General features: G+C 62.9%; 24 protein-coding genes, 1 tRNA gene and 2 pseudogenes. 14 read left to right on the top strand and 13 right to left on the bottom strand.

The features are described 5' to 3' along the window. Nucleotides 1–241: 241 nt before the first annotated feature. Nucleotides 242–326 (top strand) — tRNA-Leu (locus BQ8482_RS19930). Between the two features lie 94 nt (nt 327–420). Continuing rightward, nucleotides 421–1,413, top strand: coding sequence for a hypothetical protein (locus BQ8482_RS19925; protein ID WP_123149179.1), 993 nt, complete (start codon nt 421–423; stop codon nt 1,411–1,413). A 961-nt stretch (nt 1,414–2,374) separates the two neighbouring features. On the opposite strand, the gene BQ8482_RS19920 is transcribed toward BQ8482_RS19925, so the two are convergent. The 9 genes and pseudogenes from BQ8482_RS19920 to secA form a co-directional block, all read right to left on the bottom strand. After that, nucleotides 2,375–2,983, bottom strand: a complete 609-nt coding sequence (locus tag BQ8482_RS19920; RefSeq protein ID WP_123149178.1) for a hypothetical protein — start codon at nt 2,981–2,983, stop codon at nt 2,375–2,377. A 362-nt stretch (nt 2,984–3,345) separates the two neighbouring features. Then, entirely contained in the window at nt 3,346–4,626 is a 1,281-nt protein-coding gene (locus tag BQ8482_RS19915; protein WP_123149177.1) for a GNAT family N-acetyltransferase, read from the bottom strand. Beyond that, nucleotides 4,626–6,026 carry a lipopolysaccharide biosynthesis protein gene (locus tag BQ8482_RS19910; protein WP_123149176.1) on the bottom strand — a complete coding sequence of 467 codons (1,401 nt, stop codon included), beginning with the start codon at nt 6,024–6,026 and terminating at the stop codon, nt 4,626–4,628. The genes BQ8482_RS19915 and BQ8482_RS19910 overlap by 1 nt, the downstream gene beginning before the upstream one ends. A gap of 235 nt (nt 6,027–6,261) precedes the next feature. Then, nucleotides 6,262–6,530 (bottom strand): annotated as a pseudogene (locus BQ8482_RS40615) (DUF7002 family protein); the annotation flags it as partial. 128 nt (nt 6,531–6,658) lie between these two features. Next, complete coding sequence (locus tag BQ8482_RS19905) at nt 6,659–7,009, bottom strand: hypothetical protein (RefSeq protein WP_123149175.1); 351 nt, start codon at nt 7,007–7,009, stop codon at nt 6,659–6,661. Further along, nucleotides 6,996–7,634: an SH3-like domain-containing protein gene (locus tag BQ8482_RS19900; protein ID WP_123149174.1), complete on the bottom strand. Its 639-nt coding sequence runs from the start codon at nt 7,632–7,634 to the stop codon at nt 6,996–6,998. Before BQ8482_RS19900 ends, BQ8482_RS19905 begins: the two co-directional genes overlap by 14 nt. Continuing rightward, nucleotides 7,634–8,281 (bottom strand): nitrile hydratase subunit alpha, encoded by a 648-nt coding sequence (gene nthA, locus BQ8482_RS19895; RefSeq protein WP_123149173.1) that lies wholly within the window; start codon nt 8,279–8,281, stop codon nt 7,634–7,636. Before nthA ends, BQ8482_RS19900 begins: the two co-directional genes overlap by 1 nt. A gap of 212 nt (nt 8,282–8,493) precedes the next feature. Then, a pseudogene (locus BQ8482_RS19890) lies at nt 8,494–8,702 on the bottom strand (IS630 family transposase); the annotation flags it as partial. 35 nt (nt 8,703–8,737) lie between these two features. Further along, a complete protein-coding gene (secA, locus tag BQ8482_RS19885; RefSeq protein ID WP_123149172.1) occupies nt 8,738–11,464 on the bottom strand; it encodes a preprotein translocase subunit SecA in 2,727 nt (908 codons plus the stop codon). A gap of 250 nt (nt 11,465–11,714) precedes the next feature. Between secA and BQ8482_RS19880 the strand changes: the two genes are divergently transcribed. Then, a complete protein-coding gene (locus BQ8482_RS19880; RefSeq protein ID WP_123149171.1) occupies nt 11,715–12,644 on the top strand; it encodes a peptidylprolyl isomerase in 930 nt (309 codons plus the stop codon). Nucleotides 12,645–13,026: 382 nt separating this feature from the next. Here the strand turns inward: BQ8482_RS19880 and BQ8482_RS19870 are convergent, their stop codons facing one another. Then, the gene (locus BQ8482_RS19870) at nt 13,027–13,674 is read right to left on the bottom strand and encodes a TetR/AcrR family transcriptional regulator (RefSeq protein ID WP_123149169.1); all 648 of its coding nucleotides are present in this window, start codon (nt 13,672–13,674) and stop codon (nt 13,027–13,029) included. A 109-nt stretch (nt 13,675–13,783) separates the two neighbouring features. Between BQ8482_RS19870 and BQ8482_RS19865 the strand changes: the two genes are divergently transcribed. The 6 genes from BQ8482_RS19865 to BQ8482_RS19840 all read left to right on the top strand — a co-directional run bounded on the left by BQ8482_RS19865 (nt 13,784) and on the right by BQ8482_RS19840 (nt 17,318). Continuing rightward, nucleotides 13,784–14,014, top strand: a complete 231-nt coding sequence (locus BQ8482_RS19865) for a putative antibiotic biosynthesis monooxygenase (protein ID WP_123149168.1) — start codon at nt 13,784–13,786, stop codon at nt 14,012–14,014. A 118-nt stretch (nt 14,015–14,132) separates the two neighbouring features. Further along, nucleotides 14,133–15,374 (top strand): bifunctional glutamate N-acetyltransferase/amino-acid acetyltransferase ArgJ, encoded by a 1,242-nt coding sequence (argJ, locus tag BQ8482_RS19860; RefSeq protein ID WP_123149197.1) that lies wholly within the window; start codon nt 14,133–14,135, stop codon nt 15,372–15,374. After that, nucleotides 15,374–16,153, top strand: coding sequence for a GNAT family N-acetyltransferase (locus BQ8482_RS19855; RefSeq protein ID WP_208867779.1), 780 nt, complete (start codon nt 15,374–15,376; stop codon nt 16,151–16,153). The genes argJ and BQ8482_RS19855 overlap by 1 nt, the downstream gene beginning before the upstream one ends. Next, nucleotides 16,150–16,572, top strand: a complete 423-nt coding sequence (locus BQ8482_RS19850) for a (deoxy)nucleoside triphosphate pyrophosphohydrolase (protein ID WP_123149167.1) — start codon at nt 16,150–16,152, stop codon at nt 16,570–16,572. The genes BQ8482_RS19855 and BQ8482_RS19850 overlap by 4 nt, the downstream gene beginning before the upstream one ends. Nucleotides 16,573–16,692: 120 nt before the next feature. Then, the gene (locus BQ8482_RS19845; protein WP_123149196.1) at nt 16,693–17,040 is read left to right on the top strand and encodes a hypothetical protein; all 348 of its coding nucleotides are present in this window, start codon (nt 16,693–16,695) and stop codon (nt 17,038–17,040) included. A 98-nt stretch (nt 17,041–17,138) separates the two neighbouring features. Next, a complete protein-coding gene (locus BQ8482_RS19840; protein WP_123149166.1) occupies nt 17,139–17,318 on the top strand; it encodes a Flp family type IVb pilin in 180 nt (59 codons plus the stop codon). Here BQ8482_RS19840 and BQ8482_RS19835 read toward each other — a convergent pair whose 3' ends face one another. After that, complete coding sequence (locus BQ8482_RS19835) at nt 17,319–18,224, bottom strand: methyltransferase domain-containing protein (protein ID WP_123149165.1); 906 nt, start codon at nt 18,222–18,224, stop codon at nt 17,319–17,321. A gap of 53 nt (nt 18,225–18,277) precedes the next feature. On the opposite strand from BQ8482_RS19835, the gene BQ8482_RS19830 reads away from it, so the two are divergent. From BQ8482_RS19830 to BQ8482_RS19815, 4 genes are read left to right on the top strand one after another with little or no spacing between them, the layout of a single operon-like run. Next, entirely contained in the window at nt 18,278–19,063 is a 786-nt protein-coding gene (locus tag BQ8482_RS19830; protein WP_123149164.1) for a ComF family protein, read from the top strand. Between the two features lie 27 nt (nt 19,064–19,090). Further along, nucleotides 19,091–19,360, top strand: coding sequence for a glutaredoxin 3 (grxC, locus tag BQ8482_RS19825; RefSeq protein WP_023797293.1), 270 nt, complete (start codon nt 19,091–19,093; stop codon nt 19,358–19,360). A 10-nt stretch (nt 19,361–19,370) separates the two neighbouring features. Further along, nucleotides 19,371–20,252 (top strand): carbon-nitrogen hydrolase family protein, encoded by an 882-nt coding sequence (locus BQ8482_RS19820; protein WP_123149195.1) that lies wholly within the window; start codon nt 19,371–19,373, stop codon nt 20,250–20,252. Further along, on the top strand, nt 20,249–20,674 hold the full coding sequence (locus BQ8482_RS19815; RefSeq protein WP_123149163.1) for a DUF1178 family protein: 426 nt from the start codon (nt 20,249–20,251) through the stop codon (nt 20,672–20,674). The genes BQ8482_RS19820 and BQ8482_RS19815 overlap by 4 nt, the downstream gene beginning before the upstream one ends. A 4-nt stretch (nt 20,675–20,678) precedes the next feature. Here the strand turns inward: BQ8482_RS19815 and BQ8482_RS19810 are convergent, their stop codons facing one another. After that, complete coding sequence (locus BQ8482_RS19810; protein WP_123149162.1) at nt 20,679–21,164, bottom strand: MarR family winged helix-turn-helix transcriptional regulator; 486 nt, start codon at nt 21,162–21,164, stop codon at nt 20,679–20,681. A gap of 97 nt (nt 21,165–21,261) precedes the next feature. Between BQ8482_RS19810 and BQ8482_RS19805 the strand changes: the two genes are divergently transcribed. Further along, complete coding sequence (locus BQ8482_RS19805) at nt 21,262–22,191, top strand: DMT family transporter (RefSeq protein WP_123149194.1); 930 nt, start codon at nt 21,262–21,264, stop codon at nt 22,189–22,191. A 6-nt stretch (nt 22,192–22,197) separates the two neighbouring features. Here BQ8482_RS19805 and ubiG read toward each other — a convergent pair whose 3' ends face one another. Next, nucleotides 22,198–22,947, bottom strand: coding sequence for a bifunctional 2-polyprenyl-6-hydroxyphenol methylase/3-demethylubiquinol 3-O-methyltransferase UbiG (gene ubiG, locus BQ8482_RS19800; protein WP_123149161.1), 750 nt, complete (start codon nt 22,945–22,947; stop codon nt 22,198–22,200). Between the last annotated feature and the right edge of the window lie 39 nt (nt 22,948–22,986).

Here is a 22,986-nt window from a genome sequence, read left to right as displayed (position 1 = left end):
TGCGCAGCGGTTTTGGTATGACAATGCATAAAAACAAAGACCAAAAGCGCGCCATATGAATCTCTCCAGACGCGACGCGCTTCAATGCGCTGCCTGTCTAGAAAGATTTTTGGCGCCGCACAATGGCCGCCGCTTCACGAAATCGAAAGGTCGTGGCCGAGCGAAGGCCGCATGTCGGGAATTGGCCAGTTGACGAACAGGCCTCCAACCGTATAGTCCGCGCCCAGGCCGCCCGGCCTGAGCCCCTATGGCGGAATTGGTAGACGCGCTCGACTCAAAATCGAGTTCCGCAAGGAGTGCTGGTTCGATCCCGGCTAGGGGCACCACTGACCGCCGACAAAGCCCAGTAATTCAAGGCTTTCAAGGGCTTAGACATCCCCCGAGGTACATCGTTGAGGTACATTAAGGGGTCCAAACTAAATGAGCAGCGTGACCGTGGACTACTGGCAAGAGCGCAAGAGCAAGAAGCTGGGCAGCTCCAGCTATCGTTACCGGCGCGTCGTTGAACGAGAGCTGCGACCGATATTAGGCAAGGGTGAGATCACCATTGCGTTGGGGAATGCCAAGGGTGATGCGCTGGTGAAATACCGGCAGGCGCATCGCAAGGTCGAGCAGACGCTGGCAGCGGCATGGGATGAGGTGCGCGGCATCAAGAAGCCCAAGACCGCGCGGGAGTTGTTTCAAGAGACCGTCGAACAGGTTAAGGCGCTGGGGCTCAATCCCTACCGGCCGCCGACGGATGATGACGGGGGCGGCGACGATCACCACGACGAGATGCGCGACTGGATGGAGCGTAGCGCTGTGGCCGAGGGCATCGCAGCTAAGTACCCGACCGACCCGGAGACGGATCATCCGATAGGGATGCCGCCTCATACCAGAAGGCGCTGGCCGAGACTCTGGCGCTACACGGCTACAAGGCTCCCAGGTCTTTTCAGAAAGCTCGTTAAGCCAAGACAATCCGCCCCTCATAATAACGCCGAGGGGTCGGACGCTGGCGAGCAGAACGACGAAGGCGACGATGACCTGAGCGAGGAGGAACGCAAGGCAAAGGCCGAACAGGCCGAGTATGACGAGATGGTCTCGACCACCGATAAGATACTTGGCGAGTGGACGGCAGCCCAGCCCGAGGAAGCAAGGCAGGCTGTGATTGACAGCTACATCGAAGGCGGCGTGATCGACGCGGCGGCGGCTGGCGTTCACGATGTTGAAGCCCTGATCGTCGAGGCATCATTCACCAAACACATCGAGCGGCAAATCCTTGGCCCGCTTGGCCTGACCACGAACCAGTGGCAAGAGCATATCGACGAAGCGGAGTTGCCAGCCTTCCGCAGGGCAGTCGTCAAGGGCGATTGGCAGCTTCTCACTACCCATGCCCGAGCAGCCGCCAAGATGCGTCTCGACCTCGGCATATAGCAGTACCACCTCGCTTCCCCGGAGAGGGCCAGGTCGCCAACCAGGTGAACCCGTTGCCCCAAGCTCAAAGCCCTCTCCGGGTCTTTCATCAAACACCATCAGAACACTGTGCGGTAGGACCGCCAGAGCGCGTTCGCTGCCTCGTCGGTACAAATCTACCGTCCAGAAACAAACGCCCCTCAGCGGGCCAAACTCTAAGGAGCAGATGCTACAAATTGAAGTGACAGGATCGTACACTGCCGCCACCACTCTACGGGGCGAGGAAATCGAGACGACCACGACGCGCAAGGACCTGCTTTAGAATGTAAACCCACGAACATACAGCAAATAGATCATCATAATAGCTAATAACAACGAGACAAGCCAAAAAATAATCATCAAGACAAACTTAAGTTTGTTATTTTTTCTGCGCTGTATCCAATGGCCAACCTTTGTCAATATAAAGTCTAATAATACATCCACTATAAAGTCCTTCCTGTGGTCTTTTCCTTTAAAAGGACGTCACGGAAAGCGACGTGACCGGGCTGCGGGTTGTGAAGTGCCGACCATTTCCGGCCCACGCAGCAGCAAGTAACGTGGCCGCAGCCGTAATTTCCTCAATACCCCAGTTCATAGCCGATGGGTCCCAATGGTTCCGGTCGACGGACTATGAAGCAGGACGTTCTGCCGCGCCAGTGTCGCGCTGGCGGCTTGACCAGAGGTACAGCGCCTGATACCCACTGAGGTACATTGAGGCTATCGGACTTCGGGGGCGATAAGCCCGTAAGGTCTTGTGATTGCTGATAGATTGTTCGGTCTGGACGTCAGTTCGATTTAGTCCAGGGACCCCGGCTAGGGGCACCACCCGAGACGCCTTGAAAGCTCGGTTGAATGTTATCCCAGGAACATCCTGGGATAACCATAATTCAGGCCCAGGCCGGGTGCTTCCTGATTAGATCAGACTCCGTACCTCAGGTCGCTATTACATCGGCCCCGGCACCATCTTGGTCGGCTGCTCCGGCATCGGAAACGCGTAATTGTCGCATTTCACGTCGGGGTTCGTCGGGCTGAACATTCCGAGCGGGTTGTCCTTGAACAGCCAGACGTGAAGATCGTAATGGTAGAACTCCACCGGAATAAGCGGATAATGCCCCTCCATCGGCCCCTGGAACGTCTGTCCAAAGAGTTTCGGCGGCTCTTTGGTGTCGGGCGTCAGCGGAACAAGCCATTCCACGGCCACCAGGCGCAAGCCGCCGTCGACCGGCTCATAGATAAGGACATTGGGGCGCGCTGGATCTGGTGTCGGGCTGACGCTCGCGACGTTGACGAAATGAATGCCCATCGCGCCCTTCGGGTAATCCATAGCTCCAGCCACTTTTTCGCCGCTGTAATAAACGCATCCGACCGTCGACAGATAGAGGTCGCGAATGGCGGCCTTATAGTCTTCGTACTTTGATAGCGATTGTTTCAGGGCATCGATCTCGACCTTGCCGGGCTCGGCGGCCTGACCTGCGGCCGCAGTCAGGCAGGCGCCGATGAGGCCGGTCAAAGCGAGAATACTGCGACGCCTGAGGTAAGTGGTTTTCGTCATGCATTCCTCCCAGTTTTTTGTTCTGCCGTTCTGCCGTGCAGGACCGAGGCGGCAATGATGCTGGTTGCGCGGCCGATCGCCGATGCTAATCCTTTCCGCTGCTTGTGAGAATTAATCCTCACGACCTAGGCTCTGGTCTTCGACTGAGCCTGAAGGGGGCTGTCGACGGTCGCTGCCAACCGGCCTCCATCTGCCAATCTCCAACGTCTGGTGATTAGCTAAGTCCCACCGCGCCTTCGTCATCCCAGGGTCTGCGCTCCGCTTCGCTGCGCTCCTTGCTCCGCCCTGGGATGACGAAGTGGAGGGATGCTTCGGCTATTGGCCCGACCTGTCAAACCAGGTCCCTAGCAGGACCGCCAACGCTACCGCCGTCCCAGCAAGCTCTTCATCCGGTTGCGCAGCAGGCGCGCCATGTTGCGGGTTTCGCGGTAGAGGTGAAGCTGCGACGCCGCCTGGCGGGCGAGGCGGTCGGCGTCCGGCGTCAGGCCGATGACCAGCGTGCCGATCGGCCTGCGCTCCGTCCATAGCCGGCTCATCACCGGATGGTCGGGCACGGCGCAGGAATCGGTGATCATGATGTTGGGATCGTCGAGATGCTGCCCGGTCACCTCGATCATCAACAGCGTGCCCGGCGAATAGGCGGCGAGCGTCTCGTCATAGGCCGTCTTCCAGGTGTAGGCGACGCCGGCCTCGACGAAGACGACCAGGCTGGCGATGGTGCGGTCGTCGAGCGTCAGCGAATGGATGCGGCACAGATCCTGTTCGGCCAGCCGGTGCACGGCCTCGCGAGCGAAGGCGGCGCGGTAGCGGTCGATAGCCATGGCGGTGCGCTCGCGACCTTTCCAGCCTGCTGCTTCCAGCGTCAGGAAGCGTTCGATGGCATAGCGGATATTTTCCGGTCCGCGCGCCACCAGATGCTCCAGCCTGCCGAGGTCGGCAAGGCGGCGCTTCAGGCGGCGGAACTCACGATAGTGGTGCGAGCGCAGCGAGGCCTTCAGATAGTCATCGCCGTCGATCTCGCTTTCGAGCATCGGGCGTTCGGCCTTGCCGGTGGTGACCAGCGTCAGGCCACGCGTCTCGGCGACGGTGGCCAGCAGGCTGGCCACCGGGCCGTCGAGCCGGATGTCGGGCAGCATGAAGACTTTAGGCAGCTTGAGATGCGGCCGCGACAGCATCGAGAAGAAATCCTCGATGACGCCGACGGGATCGTCACGGTCGACCAGCGGCGTGCCGATCGGGCCGAACGGGCTCGACCATGTGCGCATGACCCGTACCCCGAGCGGCATCGCCGGCCGCTCCACCGAGAACGGCACCAGCAGGCGCAGCCGGTTGCGGTATTCGTCGCCGTCGCGGATGACCGCCAGCCGCACCTCGCGGTCTTCCAGCCGCGGCATGGCGGGCGCCAGGAAGCGCGGGTTGAAGAAGACGTTGGGCTCGATCGTGCGGGTGCAGAGATAGTCGAGTTCCTCGACCAGGTCGAAGCCGGCGGAAGCCGGGTAGATCGCCAGCTTGCGCTCGGGCCGGTCGTTGGCCAAGAGTTCGATATGGGCGGGATCGGCTTCGCGGGCCAGCCCTGCGAGGCCGGACACCATGGCGCCGGCCGGGCCGCCGCTGGTTTCCTCGAGCAACGGGATGGCGGCCATCACGCGGCTCCTTCGGCGGCTGCGAAAATCGCCATGACGATGCCGAGCCTGCGCCAGACCGTGAAGGACAGCGCGCCGGCCTCGAAGATCATGGCGAAGGCAGTCGCCATCGCCGCGCCCCACAAGCCGAAAAGCGGGATCAGCACCAAATTGAGGCCGATATTGAAGACCAGCGTCATGGCGTAAACGGCGGCGCAGATGTTCTGGTTGCCGCTCATGGTGAGCAGGCTTTCGCAAGGGCCGACGGCGGCGCGGGCGACGACGCCGAAGACCAGCAGGAACAGCAGGGGATAGCCGGCAACGAATTCGGCGCCGAACAGGCTCAGCATCGGCTCGCCCAGCACCAGCACCAGCAGCGCCATCAACAGCGACGGCCAGAACGTCCACGACACCGTTTCGCGGGCGAAGGCTGCGAGCTTTTCCGGCTCGCCATGGGTGAATTGCGCGTAGCGCTGGGCGACGCCCGCCTTGACCGCGAAATAGACGAAATGCACCAGCGCCAGCGTTTTCACCGTGGCGAAATAGACGGCGACGTCGTTGGGATTCATATAGGCGCCGACCATCAGCACGTCGGCATTGGTGAGCAGAAAGAAGAAGCCTTCGACCAGGAAGATCGGCAGCGACACCAGGAACCACTGCGCGAAATGCACCTTCATCGGCCCGGCCGGGATTTTTTTGTCGATGCGCGTGGTGATGCCGATGAGTTGGCCGAGCGTGGTGGCATAGGCGGCGGCGATCGAGGCGAAGATCGCGGTCCTGGCGTCGGGCGCAAAGCCGACCACAAGCATCAGCGCCATGAGCGCCAGGATCAGCATCGGCCGCACCAGATAGGTCGGCGCCAGCGCAAACAGCGCCCATGAGTTGGCCCGCGCCAGCCCCTGCAGCAGGTCCGACATGGCGATCATCGGCATGCAGATGAGGCCGAGAATGAACGGCACGACATAGTAGTTTTCGATAAACGGCGAGAGCAGCCAGACGCCGAGCGCGCCCAGCCCGGCAATCGCGGTCGAGGCAACCAGCACGAACAGGCGGCTGGTCAGCACGATGCCGCGCAATTCGGCCAGCATGTTGCGCTCGCGGTATTCGGGAATGAAGCGGATGACCGAAGTGTGGAAGCCGAGGCAGGCGAGATTGCCGACGATGACCATCGTCACCCAGACGAGGACGAAAATGCCGTATTCGAACGAGCCCATCCAGCGCGCCATCAGCACCTGGCTGACGAAGGCGATGACGGCGCTGACGATGCGGATGGAAAAGGCGATGAGCGACATGCGGCCGGCTTCGCCGCGCTCGTCGGCGGTGAACAGCACGGCGTCGATACGGCCAAGCAGCGGCTTTACGCGCAGCGCAAGGCGCTGCGGCAGGAACCGCCCGGCTGTCGTCGCCGCGGAAAAGCGCACTCACAACTCTCCGTTTTCCGCCTCTTTTTCGGGTCTGGGTCTAGCGAGAACACATTAAGAAACGGTTGGGTGGGGAGGTGGAGGCGCGGCGCGCGGGATGCGCATTCGTCATGCCGGTGGCATGACGAATGGCGAGCGAACGCCGGGGAGCATGCGACAGGCCCCCGGCCGATCGGCGCGCCTATGCCGTAAGGTGAGACGTAAGAAAACGAATCTTTCGTTTCCGCGAAAGCCCCTATGCCGGGAAAATTGACGCGGTCTCTTCCGTGCTTCTCATCCGGACAACTCGTCGTACATATTTTGCGACGTCCTCGACAGCATAATCAACCGCAAGCTCTATTACTCGTTCGCCCTTCTTTCTCTTCGTTTTCCAGTGCTCGTACGGGTATTCCGATATCCGCCGAAAAGTCGAATTGCCGCGAGGTGAGGAAAGAGTTTGGTACAGCCGCTGTTGATCGGACAGAACCAAATGCGATCGGCATAGTCTTTGACGAGAGCTTTCGCATCTAAGTCTAGTGGTCTGAGTCCGACGCTTCAAACCCGCACCTGCGGCCCGCGCCGGACTCGGCACGTCTGACGGCAATTCGGACAAAGCGGGCTATCCAGCGTGACGCCCGTTATAGGTCCGCTGACTAATCTGCCAGGGCCACTGGCTTGCCATGCGGTGTATTCAGGTAGGCGTTTCGCCAATCCTGTTCGCGTCTGTCCACCTCGGCCTGTAGGGCGAACTGGCTCCTGCCCAGTATCTGCTCCAAAGCGCTGAGAAAGGCGCTGTAATAGGTCGCGTCGGTGTCGATAGCAGTATCGGTCACCCGTCGGTCAAGCTCGGCGCCCAGGGTCTGAGACCAATCCTCGGCTTCGATCTTTCCATCGGCGATGAGCAGCTCGACCATCGCAATGACCTGAGCGTGCCATTGCTCGAACAAGACCGGTTCGCCATCGCGATGGCGCCGCGCGTGACGGGCAATCTCAGGCCGGCTCAAGATAGCTGTCCCACATGTCAATCAGCAGGCTGTCTGCGGTGTCGCCGGCTTCAGGCCAAAGATCCGACATGCGAAACCGCACGACGTATGTCTGCTCGCGCCGTATCGTGCCGACAGCTTTCTCGTCGGGCAAAGGCTGTGGTCCGATCACGCTGTCGACGACCCCGGGCCGGCCCCGGACATATCCCGTCAGCCGCGTGTGCATTGTGGCGATGTCGCGCCGTACCACAACCTTGTTGCCAGGTTTGAACCTTGCCCGTGTGGGCGGGGCCTCCGCCGTAGGCCTGAGCGATTCGTATTCGAAGGTTCGACTCGAGGCCCTGCCATCGAAGAACTCCTGAACGCCCGCGACGCCTTCATCCACAGACGTGACCATCATGGCCAGAATCCATTTCTCGAAATAGTCGAGGCCGAAGTAGGCGTCCGGGGGAAGCCTTTCCAAGACGTGGCGATACCAATCGAGCGTCCAGCCCGTGCGATCTGTCGTCAGCTTGCCCATCGACATCATGGCGATCGCCCATGTGCGCGCCTTCCATTCATCGGAAAACAGAGCCGAGTCATCTTCTGCGACGTTCGGGATCGGTCTGAACCCTTGTCTGCCGCCGAGGTCGTGTACCGTATCCACTACCCCGCCTCCTGTTTTGGCGACAGGTCCCTCGTCGTCCCGATCATTGCATTGCGCGTCACGAGGCCGGCGAGGTCCTCTTCGGTCCAGCCGTCCGTCCCCTCTGGACGCTCCGGGACCACCATGTACCGCCGGTCTGAGGTCGAGTCCCACACCTTGACCTCAACCTTTTCCGGCAGGTCGGTTCCGAATTCGGCGAGGACGCCGCGCGGATCGCGGACCGCTCGCGCCCGGTACTCGGTCGACTTGTACCAAGATGGAGACATTCCCAAGATTCCAAGTGGATAGCAGGAACACAAGGTACAAACGACAACGTTGTGGACATCAGGCGTGTTGAACACTGCGACAAGGGGGTAATCCTTATCGACGCTTGGGACGATTTCCGAAAACGCCTCGGCCGCATGTTTCGCGAGGCGTTCGGCAAACTCGGGATCAGTCCACGCCCGCGCGATGACCTTGGCTCCATTCATCGGACCTACGTTTTCCGAGTAGTTGTCGAGCCACTTGTCCACGGCGTCGGCCGCCAGAAAGCCTTTCTCGACCAGAACCGTCTCCAGTGCTTTCAGGCGAAGAGCCGGTTCAGGCGGAAGATGGCTGTGCAATTCCCGATGAAGTTTGGCGACCTTGTCGGAATCGTATGAACTCATTGCTTGCTCTCCCTGAGAATCATTCTTGCTCCGCTTCGCGCCGCGCTGGGTGGGCCTCAAGGGTTGCGGGGCCAACTCCCGCTGACCATCAATGACCAGACTATAGGGGCAGTGCACTCGAGTCATTGACTTTCTGACCTTACGTCAGCTGCGGGCTCGAAACCGCCGTTATCCACGTCCTGTCGGGCCGCCCAAAACGCGCGGCGTGAGCATTAGCCGGTCGCCTCCAACGCTTGGAATCCTCGGTATCGGCTGCGATGATGGTGTCCGGATCTGCGCGCCAGACAAAAGGCTTTGCCTCGACCTCGTTGTGTTCAGCTATGAAACGATTGATCGCCGCCTGCAGCTCGACGACAGAGCCGAAGACGCCCTGCTTCAGCCGCCGGCGCGAGAGTTTGGCGAAGAAGTCCTCGACTGCGTTCCCCGTATAGGGAGGGGGAGAAGGAAAGCTGACGCTTACGCAAACGCCCCATGGCAATGCTTGTACTTTTTCCCTGAACCACACGGGCAGGCCTCGTTGCGGCCGACCTTGCCCCAGGTGGCGGGGTTCTTGGGGTCGCGGTTTTCGGGGGCGACGGTGGCGTGGGTCTCCTGGCGGACCAGAAGCCCGGTCTCGCCGAAATCGTCCTCGCCGGTGGTGCCGTCGAGATGGCTGCCGAACATGTCGGGCGTCTCGGGCGGCGGCGCTTCGGCGGCCTGGCGGACCAGCTCGACGCGCATCAATTGTGCGGTGACGGCCTGGCGCAGATTGCCGAGCATCGCCTGGAACAGCTCGAACGCCTCGCCCTTGTATTCCTGCAGCGGGTCACGCTGGGCATAACCGCGGAAGCCAACGACCGAGCGCAGATGGTCGAGGTTGACGATGTGCTCGCGCCACAGATGGTCGAGCGTCTGCAGCACCACCGAGCGCTCGACATAGGTCATCACGTCCGGGCCGAAGCGCTCGGCGCGGTCCTTGGCGGCGGTGTCGGCGGCCTGGGTGATGCGTTCGCGGATGTCGTCCTCGGCAATGCCCTCTTCCTTGACCCAGTCCTCGATCGGCAGGTCGAGATTGAGGAATTCGGCGACCTCGGCCTTGAGGCCGGCGACGTTCCACTGCTCGGCATAGGCGTTTTCGGGAATAGCCTTGGCGACGATCTCGTCGATGACGCCCTCGCGCATCTCGGCGATGGTCTCGGACAGGCCTTCACCGTCCATCAGCTCGAGGCGCTGCTCGAACACCACCTTGCGCTGGTCGTTCGAGACGTCGTCATATTTCAGCAGGTTCTTGCGGATGTCGAAGTTGCGCGCCTCGACCTTCTTCTGTGCTTTTTCCAGCGCCTTGTTGATCCAGGGGTGGATGATCGCCTCGTCTTCCTTGAGGCCGAGCTTCTGCAGCATGCCGTCCATGCGCTCGGAGCCGAAGATGCGCATCAGATCGTCCTGCAGCGACAGGAAGAACTTTGACCGCCCAGGATCGCCTTGGCGGCCCGAGCGGCCGCGCAACTGGTTGTCGATGCGGCGCGACTCGTGGCGCTCGGTGGCGAGCACGTAGAGGCCGCCGGCGGCCAGCGCCTTTTCCTTCAACCGGGCGACGTCGTCGCGGATTTCCCTTTCCCTGGCTTCGCGCTCGGGACCAGCCGGCATGTCGCCAAGCTCCTCGGCGATACGCATGTCGGCATTGCCGCCGAGCTGGATGTCGGTGCCGCGGCCGGCCATGTTGGTGGCAATGGTGATGGCGCCGGGTTTTCCCGCCTGGGCGACGATCGCCGCCTCACGCTCGTGGTGACGGGCGTTCAGCACCTCGAAATCGGTGAAGCCTTCCTTGCGCAGGCGCGCGGCCAGCAACTCGGATTTCTCGATCGAGGTGGTGCCGACCAAGGTCGGCTGGCCCTTGGTGCGGGCTTCCTTGATCTCCTTGACGATCGCCTTGTATTTCTCCTCGACGGTCCGATAGACCTCGTCGTCTTCGTCAGTGCGGATCACCGGCAGATTGGTCGGGATCTCGGTGACATCGAGATTGTAGATGTTGCCGAATTCCTCGGCCTCGGTCAGCGCCGTGCCGGTCATGCCGGCGAGCTTCTTGTAGAGGCGGAAATAGTTCTGGAAGGTGACGGAGGCGAGCGTCTGGTTCTCCGGCTGGATCGCCACATGTTCCTTGGCTTCGAGCGCCTGGTGCAGGCCTTCCGAATAGCGGCGGCCGGGCATCATGCGGCCGGTGAATTCGTCGATGATGACGATCTCGCCGTTGCGCACGATATAGTCCTTGTCCTTCTGGAACAGCTGATGCGCCTTCAGCGCATTGTTGACGTGGTGGACGATGGCGACGTTCTCGACGTCGTAGAGCGACTCGCCCTTGAGCAGGTCGGCGTCGCGCAGAAGGTTTTCCAGCTTCTCGGTGCCTTCCTCGGTGAAGATCGAGGTCTTCTGCTTCTCATCGATCTCGTAGTCGGCCGGCTCGAGCTTCAGCATGAAGGCGTCGATGGTGTTGTACATTTCCGAGCGGTCCTCGAGCGGACCGGAAATGATCAGCGGCGTGCGCGCCTCGTCGACCAGGATGGAGTCGACCTCGTCGACGATGGCGTAGCTGTGGCCGCGCTGCACCATCTGGGCGCGCTCGTATTTCATGTTGTCGCGCAGGTAGTCGAAGCCGAGCTCGTTGTTGGTGGCGTAGGTGACGTCGGCGGCGTAGGCGGCGTGGCGTTCCTCGTCGGACAGGCCATGGACGATGACGCCGACGGTAAGGCCGAGGAATTTGTAGACGCGGCCCATCCATTCGGAGTCGCGCGTGGCAAGATAGTCGTTGACGGTCACGACGTGGACGCCTTTGCCGGCGAGCGCGTTGAGATAGACGGGCAGCGTGGCGACCAGCGTCTTGCCCTCGCCGGTGCGCATCTCGGCGATACCGCCATTGTGCAGCACCATGCCGCCGATCAGCTGCACATCGAACGGGCGCATGCCGAGCACGCGGCGCGCCGCCTCGCGCACGGTGGCGAAGGCCGGCACCAGGAGATCATCGAGGCTGGCGCCGTTGGCGACGTCCTGGCGGAATTTTTCCGTGCGGGCCGTCAGCTCGGGGTCGGAGAGCGCCCGCATCTCGTTTTCCATGGCGTTGATCGCTTCGACGCGCGGTCGGGTCGACTTGACCCGACGATCGTTGGAGGAGCCGAAAACCTTACGGGCGAGACCGCCAAAACTGACCATTCAATGGTCCTTTCGATAGCATTCCAAGTCGTTGCGACGGGTGCCGGCGGCCCCATCAAATCCACGTGAAACGCGGACAAACGCAAAAAGCGCCCGGAAAACGGTTCTGGACGCAAAGTCGTTGGACAGATAAGAGGGGGCTCAATCGATGTCAACGGCGCGCTCGCCCTGACGACCGTGCCAAATTCCGCCACAATCTGGCTGGTCTGGAAGCCATCCCGCTCTAGCTATCCCCTATTGGAGTTATCGTATGTCCTTATTGTTCCGCCGCGCGTCGCTCGCCAGCCTCGGCCTGGCATTCGGGCTGTCGGCTCTGCCGCTGTCGCCGCTGATGGCGCAGGACACCGCGCCTGCCCAACCAGCCCCGGCCCAACCGGCCGCTCCCGCCCAACCGGCGCCGGTCGATCCGAACGCCGTGGTCGCCACGATCAACGGCCAGACGCTGACCGAGGCAGACCTTGCGCTTGCCGAAGGCGAACTGTCGCAGCAGTTCGCGCAGATGCCCCCCGAACAGCGCCGCGCCGCAGCACTTTCGGCGGCGATCGAAATCAAGGTCATGGCCGCCCAGGCGGTCACCACCGGCCTCGACAAGGATCCAGACTTCCAGCGCCGCATGGCTTTCCTGCAGCAGCGCGCGCTGCATGGCGAAATGGTCGAGAAGGATGTCGTCGGCAAGGTTACGGATGCCGAGGTTCGCGCCCGCTACGACCAGGAAATCGCCAACACACCGCCGAGCAACGAGGTGCATGCCCGTCACATCCTCGTGAAGTCGAAGGAAGAGGCCGATGCGATCATCAAGCAGCTCGACGGCGGCGCCGATTTCCAGAAACTCGCCAACGAGCACACCAGCGATCCGAGCGGCAAGACCAGCGGCGGCGATCTCGGCTGGTTCGGACCCGGCCAGATGGTGCCGGAGTTCGACAAGGCGGTCTTTGCGATCGCGGTCGGCAAATACACCGAACAGCCGGTGCAGTCGCAGTTCGGCTGGCACGTCATCCAGGTCGAGGACAAGCGCGCCAAGCAGCCGCCGGCCTTCGATCAGGTCAAGGACCAGGCCCGTCAGGCGGTCATCCGCGACAAATACATCGCGCTGGTCAAGTCGCTGCGCGCCGAGGCGAAGGTCGAGATCCCGGACGAGAAGCTGAAGAAGACGGTCGACGCGCTGGAAAACACCAAGTAGGCGCGCCATCGGTGAAGCTGCCGATCTCCCCCCTTGCGGGGGAGATGCCCGGCAGGGCAGAGGGGGGTGCTGTCCCTCCGACCTCTCAAGACTTGGGTTCCTCGCCCACCGCGAAGCGGGGGAGAGGTGGCCGCGAAGCGGCCGGAGAGGGGGCTTCGTAGAGCGCGGTCCCCCTCTCCGTCTCGGCTTCGCCGAGCCACCTCTCCCCCACTTTCGTGGGGGCGAGGAACCCAAGCTGGAATGAAGCCGAGATCCTTCCCCTGCTGGACATCTCCCCGCAAGGGAGGAGATTGGATGCCGCGTCGGCTTTCGCCAGCCACCAACGCTGGAGAGCAGCCAACAGGCGCGCAAATGTCGACAACGGATAGTTCTGCTTCTCTACCTATCCTACGATGCGTCGACGCCTTGAACGCTGCCGGATCGCCGGCGGCGAGTTCGCCGGTGGAGCGATGCCTCGTACCACATAGCGGACCGCCCTGCGCAGCGTCGCTTCGTCTTCGTCGAGGCGATTGGTCAAAAGATGCGTCCAGGCAAAGGAGGCGACCAGGTCGGCGACGAGCGTGGCATCGACGTCGGCCGCCACTTCGCCTCTTGCCTTGGCGCGCTCGATCATCTGGCCGGTATGGGCATGGCGTCCTTTGGTGTATTCGACAAGCACGGTGGCCACCGTCGCATCCGACTGCGCCTCGGCGATCAGCGATCTGAAGACGCTGCCTGACGACGTGTCATGCCAGTGCGAGAACAGGTTCTTGAGGAAGCCGACGAGATCGTCCTCGAGGTTTCCGGTATCGGGATTTTCGACGCGCTTTAGCCGCTGATAGACGTCGAACAGCAAGGCGGCCTTGCTCGGCCACCATCGATAGATCGTAGGCTTTCCAGCACGCGCCCGCCGCGCCACCGCTTCGATCGAGAAGCCGGAATAACCGGCCTCGACCAGCACCGCCTCGGCGGCGTCGAGAATGGCGTCGGCGCTGTCGGGATTGCGCCGCGCGCCAGTTGATTTGCGGGCCCGATCTGCGTCCTCAGCCATCTGCTTTTTCCTTATCGGTAGTTTCCTCAACGTGCATATACGACCTCTTGACGAAACGGAACGGCCCGTTTTATATAACGGAACGTTTCGTAACGATAAGGAAAAGCCATTGACCTCGACCGCCGTCCGCTACTCGCGCCTCCGGTTTGCCCTGCTGGTGCTTGCCGGCGTCTATCCGCTGATCACCGCCATCCTCTATGTGGTGTTCCCGCTGACCGAACAGTGGGAGATATGGCAGCGCACGCTGGTCATCGCGCCGCTGATGGTCGCGATCATGATCTGGGGGCTCATTCCGGGCGTGCAGAAGATGTTCCGACGGTTCCTCAATCCTGCCCAGTGAGGTAAGCGTGGTGCGGCAGTTCGGTGTCGTCCGCAACGGTCGGGAAAACGCCCTTGCGCCGGCGCCCGCTATCGGGCAAACCGGCGTTCCCCTTGCGATTTTCCTGCCCGAGGTCTTCATGTCAGCCACGATTTCGCCGCTCGCGCCGAAAAAATATCCTAAAATGCCTGACATCGAGGGCGTCCGCATCGCCACTGCCGAGGCCGGGATAAAGTACAAGAACCGCACCGACCTGCTCGCCATGGTCTTCGATGCCGGCACCACGGTCGCCGGCGTGTTCACCAGGTCGAAATGCCCATCGGCGCCGGTCGATTTCTGCCGGCAGAATCTTGCGCAAGGCAAGGCGCGCGTCCTGGTCGTCAATTCCGGCAACGCCAATGCCTTCACCGGCAACAAGGGCCGAGCCTCCACGGCAATGACCGGCGAGGCTGCAGCCAAGGCTGCGGGCTGCACGCCGGACGAGGTGTTTCTGGCCTCGACCGGCGTCATCGGCGAGCCGCTGGATGCCGGCAAGTTCAGCCACCTGCTCGCCGGACTGGTCAAGGAGGGCAGGCCGGATCTGTGGACCGAAGCCGCCAAGGCGATCATGACCACGGACACCTATCCGAAACTGGCGACCGCGACGGTAAAACTCGGCGACGCCGACGTCACCATCAACGGCATTGCCAAGGGCGCCGGCATGATCGCGCCCGACATGGCGACGATGCTCTCCTTCATCGCCACCGATGCGCCGATCGCAGCCCCAGTGCTGCAGGATCTTTTGTCGCGCGGCACGGCCAAGACCTTTAATGCGGTCACCGTCGACAGCGACACCTCGACCAGCGACACGCTGCTGATGTTCGCCACCGGCACGGCATCCAGGCGCGGCGCGCCTGACGTCACCGATGCCGGGGATGCGCGCCTCGGCGCCTTCCGCCGCGGGCTCGGCAAGGTGCTGAAATCGCTGGCGCTGCAAGTGGTGCGCGACGGCGAGGGCGCGCGAAAACAGGTCGAGGTCACCGTCACCGGCGCGAAATCGGCCCGCTCGGCCAAGCGCATCGCGCTGTCGATCGCCAATTCGCCGCTGGTCAAGACGGCGGTCGCCGGCGAGGACGCCAATTGGGGTCGCGTCGTCATGGCCATCGGCAAGGCCGGTGAACCGGCCGACCGCGACCTTCTGTCGATCTGGTTCGGCGATATCAGGCTGGCGCATGAGGGCGAGCGCGACGCCGCCTACTCCGAGGAGGCGACATCGGCCTACATGAGGCGCGACGAGATCCGCATCCATGCCGATATCGGCATCGGCCGCGGCAAGGCGACGGTGTGGACTTGCGACCTCACCAAGGAGTATGTCGCCATTAACGGCGATTATCGGAGCTGATGGCGTTGGTTTCCAGACATCCGGCAAGCGTGCTTGCCATCGTGCGCCGCTATGAGGCGGCCGGCTTTCGCGCCTGGCCGGCGGCGGCGGTCCATTATGACGGCACCTGGGTGGTGCGGCTGACGGCGGGTCATCCGGCCAAGCGGCTGAATTCGGTCAACCCGCTCGATCCCGGCGACATCCAGCACATTGCCGAGCGCATCGGCCGCGCCAGCCGCCGTTTCGACGCCTACGGCCGGCCGCTGACCTTCCGCATATCGCCGTTGTCGGGGTCGGTCCTTTCCAAACATCTCGACAGTGAAGGCTGGAGCACATTCGACGAATCGCTGGTGATGCGGCTGCCGCTCGCGGACGCCCAGCTCGACGCCGCCATGGACCAGATTCCGCTGAAGGACATCAGCCGCTTCATCGGCGCGTCGCTCAAGGTAAGCGGCTCGGATGTGTCGCTGCGGCCGGGCCTGTCGGAGATCATCGGCGCCATCCAGCCGGAAGCCGGGCTGTTCGCGCTCGAAAAGGGCACCGAACCGCTGGCGACGCTGATCTGCGTCCATGATGGCGATCTTGCCGGACTGTTCGAGATCGCCACCGACAGATCGGTACGCAACCAGGGCCACGGCCGTCACCTCATCCTGTCAGCGCTGAAATGGGCACGGCTGCGCGGCGCCCGGGAAGCCTGGCTGCAGGTCGAGGCCGATAATGCGCCGGCGCTGGCGCTTTATCGTTCGCTCGGGTTCGACGAAGTCTATCGTTACCATTATCGCCGGCCGCCCGGCGCATGACCGGCCCGAACCCTGTCGGCAAACGCCTGCTCCTGGTCGCAGCCTGCGCGCTGGTCGATACCGACGGCCGCGTGCTGCTGGCGCAGCGGCCCGAAGGCAAGCAGCTCGCCGGCCTGTGGGAGTTTCCGGGCGGCAAGGTCGAGCCCGGCGAGACGCCGGAAGAATGCCTCATCCGGGAGTTGTACGAGGAGATCGGCATCGAGACCGACATCCCCTGCCTGGCGCCGTTCACGTTCGCCAGCCATTCCTACGATGATTTTCACCTGCTGATGCCGCTGTTCGTCTGCCGTCGCTTCCGCGGCATCGCGCGGCCGAAGGAAGGGCAGGTGCTTAAATGGGTGCGGCCGCGCCAGATGCGCGATTTTCCGATGCCGCCGGCCGACGCGCCGCTGATCCAATTCCTCATCGATCTTCTGTGATTGTGCCGTCACTGCCCGATTTAGACAGCGTTAATGGAAGATTTATCTCGCTGTGAGAAATTGACGGCATAGAAAATCGAAGGGAAGGCCGTGTTCAGGCCTTCGCCGGAAGGCGGTTGCATGAGCCTCGACAGGGACTGGGAATCGATCCGACCCGACCGCAGCTTTAGCGCTGTCCATGCCGGCATTGGCATATTGCGGATCACGCTGCTGTTCGGCTCGGCCGCGGTGGCGCTGGCCTTGATCGCGACGCCCCTGCTCGACAGCCGGACGCGATCCGCCCGCGACCATTTTGCCGGCGGCCTCGACGGAATGAGCACAGGATCGGTCGGGAGCACAGCCTCGATTGGAAGCACAGGCTCGATCGGCCGTCGTGTTACCTACACGCTGCGCAGGAGCGTGCTGCAGCCGCTGCCCAGTTCGATCTGCGTGATACGCGACAATGGCAAGCGCAGCGGCGACTGCTGAGATGGTTTAAAGCGGTCGTTTCATCGCCTGTTAAGCCTGTGCCGTTAACCTTTCTTAACAGGTCGACGCTAGGGTTCCGGCAAGCGGGATCGACGGTCATGAAAACAGTGCTGCAACGATTTTTGGAAGACAAGACCGGCGCGACGGCCATCGAATATGGGCTGATCGTGACCGTGCTGTCGCTTGCCATCATAGGCGGCATCGGCCAGGCCGCAGACGCAATGGCGTGGCTGTTTAGCGACAATTCCAGCAAGCTTGTGAACGCTTTCGCGCAGTGATCACGGCCGGCCAGCCGCATCCGTAGAATCCGGCCAACGCCCGCCGGGATCTTCCAGTATCGTCTTCAGCGATATTTTCGCCGAGCCGGGCTTCAGCGGTTCTTGCTGCGAGGCGTCGGGCGCCCAGCCTGACATCCATACGATCGGAAAACTCGCCCTGACGCGACCATCGGCATCCGAAAACCGCTCGGCGTAGATTTCGGCGACGCGGGCAAACAGCCTTCGTGTGCCCGGTCGCCTGCTGCGGTCGATGAGCGCGCTGGTCTCGCCCATCGCCCGCAGGTCCGCCATCAGGCCGAACAGGGAATCGTAGCGCACCGTCACCGTCTCGACATCGGCGACGGGCAAGGCCAGGCCGGCGCGTTGCAAAAGCGCGCCGGCGTCGCGCACGTCGGTGAACGGGATGACGCGCGGGCTGGCGCCGCCGTAAAGCTCGGTCTCGGCGGCGAGGAGGCTTTCGCGCAGCTCGGAAAGCGTACCGGCGCCGGCGAAAGCGCCGAGGAAAAGACCGTCCGGCTTCAGCGCGCGGCGGATCTGAACCAGCATGCCGGGAATGTCGTTCATTGCCTGAAGGGACAAAAGAGACACCGCGAGGTCGAGGCTTTCCGGCTCGAATGGCACGGTCTCCAGCGGCGCCACCAGTCCGGCGGCATCGCCCAGGAACATAGCGTCCGCCTCCACGCGTATGATGTCCTTCACCTTGCCGCTTGTCGCGAGCACGTCGACCGCCGCCGGCGTCTGGCAAAACAGCACGGCCGCTCTGGCGAATTTGCGTTCGACGGCGCCCAGCCGCTCGGCAAGCTCCTCGGCCGCCCGCCGCATCAGGAAATCTGCGCCGGCAGTCGGTCGGGCGAGCGCCCGGCGCTTGTGCGCCAGCCAGAGAGAAGTGTCGACTAAAGGTTGCAACTGACGGTTCCTGCTTTCCGCTGTCTGATATAGGGTGGCGGAGGAGCAACCACGTGGCCGATCCAATGCCAGATATCAAGAGTACCGCTCGAAAGGCATTGGACTGGCCGGCGCGCATCCTGTTTCCGCCGGTTTGCGCCGGCTGCCGCCGGCATGTCTCGCAGCCCGGCGTGCTGTGCGGCGCCTGCTGGCCGAAGCTCAGGCTCCTGGAGCGGCCATGGTGCCCGGTGATGGGCACGCCGTTCATCCATCACATGGGCGAGGGGTTCCTGTCGGCCGAGGCGATCGCCGACCCGCCGCCGTTCGAGCGCGCGCGGGCCGCGGTCGCTTATTCCGGTGTCGCCCGCCAGATGGTGCAAGGGCTGAAATACCAGGATCGCACCGACCTGGCGCCGTGGATGGCGCGCTGGATGCTGCGCGCCGGTGCCGAACTGATCGCGGAGGCCGATGTGGTCGTGCCGGTGCCGCTGCACTGGCGGCGTTTCTTCAGGCGCCAGTTCAACCAGTCGGCGGAACTGGCAAGGGCGGTATCGCAACTTGGTGGCCTGCCTTTTGCGCCCTCGGCGGTCAGGCGCGTCAAACTCACCCGCCAGCAGGTCGGGCTGGAGCGGCGGGAACGCGAGGAGAATGTGCGTGCCGCCTTCAGAGTGCCGGAGGAGGCCGAGATCGAGATCGCCGGCCGCCGGGTGCTCTTGATCGACGATGTCTATACCACCGGCGCTACTGTCCGCGCGGTCGCCAAGGCGCTGAAGAAGGGCGGTGCCGGGACCGTCGACGTGCTGACCTTTGCGCGCGTGCTGCCGGGGGACTTTCGGGCCGACGAGTCCGCGACTATATAGATTGAAGAAAGGCAGGATTGCTGACCGATGGTCGACGTGACGATCTATACACGGATGATGTGCGGCTATTGCGTGGCGGCCAAGCGGCTGCTCGAGCGCAAGGGCGTTGCCTACACCGAGCACGACGCCTCCTTCTCGCCGGAACTGCGCCGGGAAATGATTTCCCGTGCGAATGGCCGCTCGACCTTTCCGCAGATATTCATCGGCGATACCCATGTCGGCGGCTCCGACGATCTCCACGAACTGGAGGCGGAGGGCCGGCTGGACCGTCTGCTCGCCAATGGCTCGACGAATTGAGGATATGACGATGGGTACTTTCAAGGCGGCGGCGATCCAGATGCGTTCGGGCACCAGCCCCGAGCGCAACGCGGTCGATCTGGAGCGGCTGGTGCGCGAGGCCGCGGGCCAGGGTGCGACCTATATCCAGTCACCGGAAATGACCGGTGCGCTGATCCGCGACAGCCAGGCGCGGGCCGCCTCGTTCACGTCCGAGGACAAGGACATCATCGTCTCGACCTCGCGCAAGCTGGCGAAAGAACTTGGCGTCTTCCTGCATATCGGCTCGACCGCCATCCTGCGCGCCGACGGCAAACTCGCCAACCGTGCGCTTTTGTTTGGGCCGGATGGCGCGACACTAGCCATCTACGACAAGATCCACATGTTCGACGTTGATCTCGACAATGGCGAAAGCTGGCGCGAATCCGCCGCCTATGAGCCAGGCACCGAGGCCGTCGTCACCGAGATCAGCGGCGCCGGGATCGATGGGGCGAGGCTGGGTTTCGCCGTCTGCTACGATCTGCGCTTTCCGCAGCTCTTCCGCGCCGAGGCGCTGGCCGGCGCCGACCTGCTTTCGGTGCCCGCCGCCTTCACCCGCCAGACCGGCGAGGCGCACTGGCATGTGCTGCTGCGGGCGCGCGCCATCGAGAACGGCGCCTATGTTGTCGCCGCGGCGCAAGGCGGACTGCACGAGGACGGCCGCGAGACCTATGGCCATTCGCTGATCGTCGATCCGTGGGGCCGCATCGTCGCCGAAGCGGCACATGACGTACCGGCGGTGATCATCGCCGAGATCGACCCGGCACAGTCGGTCGCTGCCCGCAAGAAGATCCCAAATCTGAAAAATTCACGCGACTTCGCCGTGAACGTCACTCCGGTCGAGGCGCAAAGTCTCAGGGGTGCGGCGTCTTGATTCGCTTTTCGCTGATCTGCGACCACGAGCATGAATTCGAAGGCTGGTTTCGCAGCAACGACGATTTCGACACCCAGAAGAAGCGTGGCTTCGTCGATTGCCCGACCTGCGGCTCGCACAAGGTCGAGAAGGCGTTGATGGCGCCGGCCGTCTCGACCGGGCGCAGCCGAGAAAAGATCGCGCTCGCCATGGGCGAGGCCCAGAAGCAGGCGCTGGCGCAATTGAAGGCGATGGCCGAGAAGGTGCGCGAGAACGCCGACTACGTCGGCGACAAGTTTGCCGAGGAGGCACGCAAGATCCATTTCGGCGAGAGCGACCCGCGCGGCATCTATGGCGAGGCGACGCTGGAGGAGGCCAAGAGCCTGGTCGAGGACGGCGTCGAATTCATGCCGATTCCAAGTTTCCCCGACGAGCGGAACTGACTGGCTAGGTTACGCTGCCGATCAATTTCTCAAGCAGGCGAGCAAGCGTCTCTTGTTCGGCGCGCGTCAGACCGGAAAGTATCTCGTGTTCGTTGGCGACGTGGGCGGCGACAGCCTCATCGATCAATGTCAGGCCTTTTTCGGTCAGTTGCACGACAACCCCGCGCCGGTCGTTGGGATGCGGCCCACGCTTGATCAATCCTGACTTTTCGAGCCGGTCGAGCCGGTTGGTCATGGCGCCCGACGTCACCATCGTCGCTTCGTAGAGAGCGGTTGGCGTCAGCGCGTAAGGTGATCCGGAACGGCGCAGCGTCGCCAGCACATCGAATTCCCCGGACTGCAAACCGAAACGCGCAAACAGCGGAGCGAGGCGTTCTCGTGCTATCAGCGACGAGGCTTCGTTCAACCGTCCAAGCACGGCCATCGGAGAGACATCCAAATCCGGCCGCTCTCGTTTCCACTGCTCGATGGCCTTCGCGGCGCGATCCATCTATATCACCGTTAAATATCTTGACGTTAAGAATCTTTGCATTATCTTACCTCAAGACACAGTGCTGGCCAAGAGCCGCAAAGACAATAGGTTCGTTATGAAATTTCTCTGGGATTCAGCGCTCGGCCTTTTGGTCGTCACCGGCGGCCTGCTCGGCCTGACGCTGCCGTTCGGCAAGATCGCAACGGCGGCCGGTGTTTCGGCCATGGTCTGGGCCCTCGTCATCTCGCTCGGCGCCGGCAGCGTGCTTTTGTGCGCCTTGCTGCTGCGCGGACAGCGCATCCGGCTCACCCTGCACAGACTGCGTTATTTCTTCGTCACCGCGGCGGTGTCCTATGCCTTCCCCAATCTCTTGATGTTCTCGGCCATTCCGCATCTCGGCGCCGGCTACACCGGTATCATGTTCACGCTGTCGCCGGTGGTTACACTGGTGTTTTCGATCCTGCTCGGCGTCCGGCGTCCCAATTTGCTTGGTATCGTCGGCATTGCCGTCGGCTTCCTCGGTGCTGTCATGGTGGCGGTGACGCGCGGCGAGGCTGGCCAGCCGGCCGAATTTTTCTGGGTGGCGGTGGGCCTGCTCATCCCGGTCAGCCTTGCCGCCGGCAACATCTACCGCACGGTCGACTGGCCCGAAGGGACCGGACCGATCGAGCTTGCCGTCGGCAGCCATCTGGCATCGGCTGCGCTGCTTGTTTGCGGCATCTTCACGCTGCAGGGCGGCGGCTCGCTCGCCCTGCTCGGCGGCGTGCCGCTGGTGGTCGTCGGGCAGGTCGCCTCAGCCGCGGCGATGTTCGCCTTCTTCTTCCGGCTGCAGGCGGTCGGCGGCCCGGTCTATCTCAGCCAGATCGGCTATGTCGCGGCCGCGGTCGGGCTGTTTGCCGGGACGATCTTTCTCGGCGAGCACTATCAATTGCTGACCTGGGCGGGTGCTGCCATCATCATCGCCGGCGTGTTCATCACCACCAAAGCGCAAAGCCAGATCACCACGAAGGCGCAAAGCCAGACAGGTGAGAAGGTGGCGGCGTGAGAAGGTTCAGGCGGGTGCCTTCTCCGCCAGCACCATGTAGTTGACGTCCATGTCCTTCGACCGCTGCCAGCGGTCGGCGAGCGGATTGTAGGCGACGCCGGTGCGGTCGATGATGGTCAGACCAGCGCCGGCAAGCGCCTTTTCCAGCTCGTCTGGCCGCACCAGCTTGCCGAACTGGTGGGTGCCGCGCGGCAACCAGCGCAGCACATATTCGGCGCCGATGATGGCCAGGCCCAGCGCCTTCAGCGTGCGGTTGATGGTGGCGACGAACATGATGCCGCCGGGCTTGAGCATCTCGCCGCATTTGGCCACGAACAGGTCGATGTCGGCAACATGCTCGACCACTTCCATGTTGAGGATGACGTCGAATTTCTCGCCGGCGTCGGCCAGATCCTCCGCTGTCGTGGCACGGTAATCCACCGTCACGCCGACCTCCGCCGCATGTAGCTTGGCCACTTCGATGTTGGTGGCGGATGCGTCGGCGCCGAGCACTTCGGCGCCAAGCCGCGCCATCGGCTCGCACAACAGCCCGCCGCCGCAGCCGATGTCGAGGAAGCGCAGGCCCTCGAACGGCCGCGCCGCACGCGGGTCGCGGCCGAAGCGCGCCGCCACCTGGTCGCGTATATAGGCAAGCCGGATCGGATTGAACTTGTGCAGCGGGCGGAATTTGCCGTTCGGATTCCACCATTCGGCGGCAAGCGCGGAAAAGCGCTCCACTTCTCCGGCATCGATCGTCGACCGTCGGGGTTCTGGCATGGCGTGTCTCCCGCAGACTCAAAAGTTCAGAGCGCGATC

The organism is Mesorhizobium delmotii, assembly GCF_900149755.1.
GTDB classification, from domain to species: Bacteria; Pseudomonadota; Alphaproteobacteria; order Rhizobiales; family Rhizobiaceae; genus Mesorhizobium; species Mesorhizobium delmotii.
The sequence above is the reverse complement of the archived record's forward strand: the minus strand, read 5'-3'. Positions and strand labels throughout refer to the sequence as shown.

Coding starts and splice junctions, on each gene's coding strand:
- BQ8482_RS19925 (WP_123149179.1), top strand. CDS start 421: ATGAGCAGCGTGACCGTGGACTACTGGCAAGAGCGCAAGAGCAAGAAG.
- BQ8482_RS19920 (WP_123149178.1), bottom strand. CDS start 2,983: ATGACGAAAACCACTTACCTCAGGCGTCGCAGTATTCTCGCTTTGACC.
- BQ8482_RS19915 (WP_123149177.1), bottom strand. CDS start 4,626: ATGGCCGCCATCCCGTTGCTCGAGGAAACCAGCGGCGGCCCGGCCGGC.
- nthA (WP_123149173.1), bottom strand. CDS start 8,281: ATGAGTTCATACGATTCCGACAAGGTCGCCAAACTTCATCGGGAATTG.
- secA (WP_123149172.1), bottom strand. CDS start 11,464: ATGGTCAGTTTTGGCGGTCTCGCCCGTAAGGTTTTCGGCTCCTCCAAC.
- BQ8482_RS19880 (WP_123149171.1), top strand. CDS start 11,715: ATGTCCTTATTGTTCCGCCGCGCGTCGCTCGCCAGCCTCGGCCTGGCA.
- BQ8482_RS19870 (WP_123149169.1), bottom strand. CDS start 13,674: ATGGCTGAGGACGCAGATCGGGCCCGCAAATCAACTGGCGCGCGGCGC.
- argJ (WP_123149197.1), top strand. CDS start 14,133: ATGTCAGCCACGATTTCGCCGCTCGCGCCGAAAAAATATCCTAAAATG.
- BQ8482_RS19855 (WP_208867779.1), top strand. CDS start 15,374: ATGGCGTTGGTTTCCAGACATCCGGCAAGCGTGCTTGCCATCGTGCGC.
- BQ8482_RS19850 (WP_123149167.1), top strand. CDS start 16,150: ATGACCGGCCCGAACCCTGTCGGCAAACGCCTGCTCCTGGTCGCAGCC.
- BQ8482_RS19845 (WP_123149196.1), top strand. CDS start 16,693: ATGAGCCTCGACAGGGACTGGGAATCGATCCGACCCGACCGCAGCTTT.
- BQ8482_RS19840 (WP_123149166.1), top strand. CDS start 17,139: ATGAAAACAGTGCTGCAACGATTTTTGGAAGACAAGACCGGCGCGACG.
- grxC (WP_023797293.1), top strand. CDS start 19,091: ATGGTCGACGTGACGATCTATACACGGATGATGTGCGGCTATTGCGTG.
- BQ8482_RS19820 (WP_123149195.1), top strand. CDS start 19,371: ATGGGTACTTTCAAGGCGGCGGCGATCCAGATGCGTTCGGGCACCAGC.
- BQ8482_RS19810 (WP_123149162.1), bottom strand. CDS start 21,164: ATGGATCGCGCCGCGAAGGCCATCGAGCAGTGGAAACGAGAGCGGCCG.
- BQ8482_RS19805 (WP_123149194.1), top strand. CDS start 21,262: ATGAAATTTCTCTGGGATTCAGCGCTCGGCCTTTTGGTCGTCACCGGC.
- ubiG (WP_123149161.1), bottom strand. CDS start 22,947: ATGCCAGAACCCCGACGGTCGACGATCGATGCCGGAGAAGTGGAGCGC.